This is a genomic window from Myxococcus xanthus (assembly GCF_013116825.1).
Lineage (GTDB): Bacteria > Myxococcota > Myxococcia > Myxococcales > Myxococcaceae > Myxococcus > Myxococcus xanthus_B.
The window spans coordinates 1-6,496 of the sequence record NZ_JABFNS010000236.1 but is presented as its reverse complement, the minus strand read 5'-3'; the positions used below and the strand labels follow the sequence as shown (position 1 = coordinate 6,496).

Genomic DNA, 6,496 nt, shown 5'->3' with positions numbered 1-6,496 from the left:
GGCGCAGACCTTGCGCCCTGGGTGTCTGAGCGCGTGCGCCGCGGCGGGGGGCATGGCAGGCTCGGGGGCTCTCACCTTCGAATCGTTGATGCCCGACCCGTCCGTACTCGCCACCTGGGGCCTCCCGGGGCTGTTCCTCATCGCGATGCTTGCGGGCTCGGTGGTGCCAGTGCCGTCCGAGGCGCTGCTGGCCGCGCTCGTCTACGGCGGGACGGCGCCCGTCACCGCCATTGGAGTGGCCACCACGGGCAACGTGCTGGGCGCGCTGTCTCTCTACGTGCTGGGCCGGTGGGTGGCGGGCGGTGGTGGAGGCGCCTTGGGGCGCTGGTACGCGCGGCGCCGTGAGAAGGAGGGGCCGCGTCTGCAGCGCGTGGAGGACTGGACACGGAAGTGGGGCGCGCCCGTGCTCGTCATGTCCTGGATGCCCGTGGTGGGTGACGCCTTCGTCATCGCCGGCGGCATGCTGGGGGTGCGCCCGCTGCCTTTCGTCTTCTTCGTCACGCTCGGCAAGGGCCTTCGTTACCTCGCCGTCGCCCTGTCCGCCGCCGCCGCGCTGTAGTGCCCGTCTCGGGTGGTTTCACCGATGTTTCACGCAACGTGTCTGCGTTCCGTTCGATAAAGGAGACGGGTGAGCATCGCTTTCCCCGTTAATCGGGTAGCGTGTGGTGTCTCATCCGACCACTCAACAGCTCCTTGTCAGGGGGCAGGACCGGACATCATGCGTGACGATGCAAATCCTTTGAGCCATGTGCAGTCGAACTGGCGGCGACATGCCGCCGCGCTGTTGCTGGCGGTGCTCGCGGCGTGTGGTGGCGAGGACTCGGCGCTGGAGTCCGTGGGGCTCGACGGCGCGGAAGTCGGGCAGCGGCAGGACGCGCTGGGCGAGGTCCGTCTCCGCCTGCTGGCGGCCAACACGTCCAGCGGCAACGGGCAGGACTACGACCCGGGCCACGGCATCCGCATCTTCCAAGGCACGGACGCTGACGTGGTGATGATTCAGGAGTTCAACTACAAGTCGAACTCCGCGGCGGACATCCGTGGCTTCGTGGACACGACGTTCGGCACGCAGTTCCACTACTACCGCGAGGGTGGAGCGCAGATTCCCAACGGCATCATCAGCCGCTACCCCATCATCGCCTCGGGCGAGTGGGATGACCCGTACGTCTCCAACCGAGACTTCGCCTGGGCGCGCATCGACGTGCCGGGCCCGAAGGACCTCTGGGCGGTGAGCGTGCACTTCCTCACCACGGGGAGCAGCAACCGCAACGCGGAGGCCAGCAATCTGGTCAGCCGCATCAAGGCCAACATCCCCGCGGGCGACTACCTGGTCATCGGCGGAGACTTGAACACCGGCAGCCGCAACGAGTCCGCTTTCAGCACGCTGTCCCAGGTGGTTCGCACGTCGGGCCCGCACCCGGCGGACAAGAATGGCAACACCAACACCAACGCGAGCCGCAACGCCCCGTATGACCACGTGCTGGTGGACAGCGACCTGTTCGCGTACCAGACGCCCGTTGTCATCGGTAGCAGCACCTTCACCAACGGCCTGGTGGTCGATACGCGCGTCTACTCGCCGCTGAGCGACATCGCGCCCGCGCTGTCCGGTGACAGCGGGGCCTCTGGCATGCAGCACATGGCCGTCATCAAGGACTTCATCATCCCGGGTGACAGCTCGCCCGGCAACGATGCCTCCATCACGGTGACGTCGCCCAACGGCGGTGAGAGCTGGGCGGGCGGGAGCGTGCGCGACATCACCTGGACGTCGACCAGCGTCACGAACGTGAAGCTGGAGTACACGCTCGATGGCAGCACCTGGAGCACCCTGGCCGCCAGCACGGCCGCCTCCGCGGGCAGCTACGCGTGGACGGTGCCGTCCAGCGCCACCACCACCGCGCGGGTCCGCATCAGCGACGCGTCCAACGCGAGCGTCAGTGACCTTGGCAACGCGGCCTTCACCATCACCACGGCGCCAGCGGGGGGCACGGGCAAGGTCATCATCAACGAGGTGATGGTCAACGAGCCGGGCTCGAACGTGGCGGGCGAGTTCGTGGAGTTGGTGAACACGGGCACCGGGGCGGTGGACCTGAGCGGGTGGACGGTGTCCGACGCGGCCAGCCTGCGTCACACCTTCCCCGGTGGCACCTCGCTGGCGGCGGGCGGCGTCATCGTGGTGTTCGGCGGCGCGGCGGGAATCCCGGCCGGCACGCCCAACGCGGTGTCCGCCTCCACGGGCACGCTGGGCCTGTCCAACAGCGGTGACACCGTCACCGTGAAGACGGCCGCCGGCGCGGTGGTGGAGTCCGCGGTGCTGTCCTCCGGTGTGAGTGGCACGGATGGCGTGTCCGCCAACCGCAGCCCGGACCTGGGCGCCACGGCGACCTTCGTGCTGCACACCAGCCTGTCCAGCCTGCAGTCCTCGCCGGGCCATCGCGTCAACGGCCTGGCGTTCTGAGCCTCCCCGCTGGAAGTGTCGCGGCCCTGCTCCCCGTTCGCGCGGGAGGCGGGGCCGTGTTGTTTCAGCGGAGCCTCAGTGGTTCTCCGGCGGCGTGGGAGACAGGGGCACGCGCTCGCGCGTCTCCGCCGACAGCACGGACGGGCGGATGATGAGGCTCTCGTCGCCGCTCGGCCCCCCGGGCGTGGCCGGGTCTCCGGGGCGCGGTGTGGGCCGGCCGTAGTCGCGCTCGTAGATGCGCAGCAGGGCCAGGAAGAAGGCCACGATGAGGGGCCCCAACAGCAGGCCCACCGTGCCGAACGCGGCCAGACCTCCGAGCAGCGCGAAGAAGACGATGGCCGCGTGCTGGTGCATGCCGCGCCTGGCCAGCAGCGGCTTCACGATGTTGTCCACCAGCCCCACCACCACCGTGCCCCAGATGGCGAGGAACAGCGCCGCCCATGGGTGCCCGCTGAAGAACATCAGCGCCGCGGCGACCAGCACCACGATGGCGGCGCCCACGGCGGGGATGAGCGCCATGAAGAACGCCACGCCCGCGAAGAAGAGCGCCGCGGGGACGCGGGCGATGAGGAAACCGACGAGCGCCGCCGCCGCCTGCACGCCCGCGGTGGCCACCGACGAGACGAGCACCGCCACGGAGACGCTGCGGAACTCCCGCAGGATTTCATGTGTCTGGCCGCGCCGCAGCGGCGACACGCTCTCCACCCAGCTCACCAGCCGCGCGCCCTCTGTCAGCAGGAAGAAGAGGGCGATGAGCATCATCACCGTCTGGAACGCGATGGAGCCCGTCGCCGCAACCGCCCCGGTGACGGCCCGCGCCGCCGTGCCGCCCTGGGTGCTCACCTGCTGTTGGAGCGTCTCGTCGAGCTGGGCCTGCTCCAGCGGGATGCGCTCCAGCAGCCCCTCGACCGGGCCTCGCACGGGGCTGGGAATCTTGCCAATCAGCCCCTCCACCCCTTCCCGCTGCACCGTGTCGGAGACGAACCTCACGCCGTCCGACACCTCGGTGACGATGAAGGCCGTGAGACCTCCCAGGGGGAGGAGCAGGGCCAGGATGACTCCCGAGACGATGACCCCCGCCGCCAGGTTGTTGCGTCCGCGGAGCTTCCGGCTCAGCCGCGAATAGACGCCGTAGAAGGTTCCCGCGAGCACCGCCGCCAGGAAGAAGGCCTTGGCGAACGGGCGGACAACCAGGGCCAGCAGGATGATGGAAAGGATGATGAGGCCAGTGAACACCCGCCGGGCGGTCTGCTCGGTTGCCATACCCGTCAAGGTAGGGCGGCCATCACAGAAGGCTAGGGACGGGCGACGCTTTCGCCTGCTCGCCTGCTGTCCTGCCAAGAAGGCTTGGGCCCGGCCCCAAGGCGGCTAGAGTGGCCGCGCCATGCCGCCCTTCGAATCCACCCAATTCACTGTCTGGCTGCTCCAGGCGCTCTGCGCCGTCTTCCTGGCCATCCTCTTCCTCCAGTCTGGCCTCGACAAGGTCATCGACTGGAAGGGCAACCTGGGCTGGCTCACGGGCCACTTCGCCAAGAGCCCCCTGCGTGGCGTGGTGCCGCTGATGCTGGCCGCCATTACCGTGCTGGAGCTGGCGGCGGGCGCGCTCAGCGCCGCGGGGCTGGTGTCGCTGGTGGCCACGGGCAGCGCGACGCTGGCCTTCTGGGGCGCGCTGCTCTCCGCGGTGTCGCTGGTGGCGCTCTTCTTCGGCCAGCGGATGGCGAAGGACTACGCCGGCGCGGGCGGACTGGTGCACTACTTCCTGCTGACGCTGGTGGCGGTGTACGTCACCCGCCTGGGCTGAGTCAGAGCACCTTGCGCGTGGGGACCAGGGCGTTGGCGGACAGCAGTCCGGCCACCAGCGCCACGGCCACCATCAGCATGGAGAAGGCCGTGTCCACGCCGGCCACCACGTCCCGCTCCAGCAGGGAGGACAGGCTGCGGAAGCCCACACTGCCGGGGACCAGCAGCATGAGCCCGGGCACCAGCGTGGTGATGGAGGGCTTGTTGCGCAGCCGTGCCAGCGCGTTGCTGCCCATGGCCAGCAGCAGCGCGCCCACGAAGGCGCCCAGCTGAGCCCCCAGCAGCAGCGAGCCCAGGCGGGCCCCCGCGAAGGCGAAGGTGCAGGCCCCGGCAATCCAGCCCCAGTCCCTGGGGCGCGCGCGGAAGAGCACGCACACCGCGAAGATGGCCACCAGCAGCATGGGCAGCTGTGTCCAGTCGGGTAGCGCGGGCGGCAGTGGCGCCACGGGCGGCGTGGGCAGCACCACCGACAGCCGGCTGCCCAGGGCCACGCCGAAGCCCAACTGGAGGAAGACGAGCGCCGCCGCCGTGAGCCGTGAGGTACCGGAGATGAGGTTGCGCGTGGCCAGCTCGTTGATGGCCACCGTCAGGGACAGGCCGGGGAGCAGGACGATGAGGCCCGCCAGCGTGGCCACCTGCGAGGACAGCGGCCCCATCAGGCTCGCGGCCAGCGCGGCGACGGCGGAGGACAGGATGGCGGCCACGGGCTCCAACACCCGGGCCGTGGTGGGCTGCTTCCGGGTGAGCACGCCCAGGGTGCCGATGAGCAGGCTGCTGAACGCGGCCACCGCCATCTCCTTGAGGCCCCCGCCGAACAACCGCCCCGCGGCGCCGCCCGCGAGCGTCCAGCACAGGAGCTGGAGCGCGGGGCCGAAGCGCTCGGGCTGCGCGAGGATGGCGTCCACGCGCTGGGCCCCCTCCGTCGGGGGCACCTGACCATGGATGACTTCGTCCGCCAGCGTGTCCAGCAGCGACAGCCGTTCCAGGTCCATGTCCCCCGGCTCCACGCGGATGAGCGAGGTGCGAAGGGCCTCCGGCGGCCCGAAGGACGAGAAGATGGACGTGGGGGTGGAGAAGAAGCGCCCCTCCAGTCCGAAGCGCTCCGATACCCGCTGCATCAGCAGCTCCAGGCGATGCGCGGGCGTGCCGTAGCGGTGCAGCGCCTCGCCCAGCCGGATGGTGAAGGCGACGGCGGGGCCCGGCGGCGGGGGATGACTGACGGCGGTGCGGAGTTCAGGAGGGACGGCCACGGCGGCGCACATGGCAGAGGCTCCAGGCTGAGTCAAACGGCAGTGGAGCACACCCCGGGTTCCAGGGGCGCAGCCCGCCTGCCTGGGCCCGGCGCCTCGCACCTTCAACGGCGCGGGTTCAGGTCCGCCTCCTCCTGGGAGTTCCGCCCATCAGCGCGTTTTCCCTGAATCCTCCAAGCAAGCGGGCCGTTTCGAACTGGGGTTGCCCACCGAGCTGGGGCACCTCCTGTCGCGCGGCGCTTCGCGGGTTGGATGCGCTCGCGCTCCTGGCCGGTCACCGGCAGCAGGGCGGGCGCCAGCATGCCCTGCGTGACGTCTCCCACGGTGATTTCATGGCGCGCGCGGTCCTGCTCGCCCAGCCTCCTTGGGGGGTGAATCGTTCGTTCAGGTCCAGGCTGGGCGCTCCCCTCAGGACTTGAGGAGCCGGCCGAGTACGAAGCCCGCGGCCACGCACCCCGCGATGAAGAGTCCGGGCCGCTCGCGGACCTGTGTCTGGGCATCCGCGAGCAGCTCTTCGGTGGTTTCGTTCTCCAGCCGGTCGGACGTGCGGCGAAGCAGTCCCGCCGCGCTGCCGAGCAGCGGCCGCGCCACTTTCGCCTCGTCCCTGCCCGAGATGCTCTCCAGCGTGGAGACGAGTCCCCGCATCCCCTTGGCCACGTCACCCCGGCGGCTCTCCACCTGGTGGTAGATGCGCTTCTTCGCGGCGCTGCTCAATTGCTTCGCCTGCTCCTTGCCGGCCTGCCTGATTCCGGATGGACCGGGCTCGCCACGGGCGAGGCGGGAACCCTCTCCCGAGCGCTGCCCGTACCCGCTGCCTTGGATACTGCCGTCAATGGCGCTTCCCATGCTGACTCCTTCAGGTTCCGAGGGGGGGAACTGTCGCGGGGGCTTCACAGGTCATCAGCCCCGCGTGTCTTCGCCTCTGAAGGTAGACATGCTGCATGGCTGGCCTGGACGGAGCCTGGTACGCAGGCAGGGTGGGCGGTGGAGGGCG

The 6,496-nt window shown here is 70.0% G+C and carries 6 protein-coding genes; 3 read left to right on the top strand and 3 right to left on the bottom strand.

Translation table 11 applies throughout. From position 1 onward, the window contains the following. Positions 1–88: 88 nt before the first annotated feature. Positions 89–559 (top strand): YqaA family protein, encoded by a 471-nt coding sequence (locus HNV26_RS36470; protein ID WP_171440207.1) that lies wholly within the window; start codon positions 89–91, stop codon positions 557–559. Between the two features lie 159 nt (positions 560–718). Then, positions 719–2,452, top strand: coding sequence for a lamin tail domain-containing protein (locus tag HNV26_RS36465; RefSeq protein WP_171440208.1), 1,734 nt, complete (start codon positions 719–721; stop codon positions 2,450–2,452). 75 nt (positions 2,453–2,527) lie between these two features. On the opposite strand, the gene HNV26_RS36460 is transcribed toward HNV26_RS36465, so the two are convergent. Further along, the gene (locus HNV26_RS36460) at positions 2,528–3,715 is read right to left on the bottom strand and encodes an AI-2E family transporter (protein ID WP_171440209.1); all 1,188 of its coding nucleotides are present in this window, start codon (positions 3,713–3,715) and stop codon (positions 2,528–2,530) included. Between the two features lie 121 nt (positions 3,716–3,836). Here HNV26_RS36460 and HNV26_RS36455 point away from each other — a divergent pair, with 121 nt between their 5' ends. After that, positions 3,837–4,253: a DoxX family protein gene (locus HNV26_RS36455; RefSeq protein WP_171440210.1), complete on the top strand. Its 417-nt coding sequence runs from the start codon at positions 3,837–3,839 to the stop codon at positions 4,251–4,253. 1 nt (position 4,254) lies between these two features. On the opposite strand, the gene HNV26_RS36450 is transcribed toward HNV26_RS36455, so the two are convergent. Continuing rightward, a complete protein-coding gene (locus HNV26_RS36450) occupies positions 4,255–5,514 on the bottom strand; it encodes a threonine/serine exporter family protein (RefSeq protein WP_171440211.1) in 1,260 nt (419 codons plus the stop codon). A gap of 396 nt (positions 5,515–5,910) precedes the next feature. After that, positions 5,911–6,348: a hypothetical protein gene (locus HNV26_RS36445; protein ID WP_171440212.1), complete on the bottom strand. Its 438-nt coding sequence runs from the start codon at positions 6,346–6,348 to the stop codon at positions 5,911–5,913. Between the last annotated feature and the right edge of the window lie 148 nt (positions 6,349–6,496).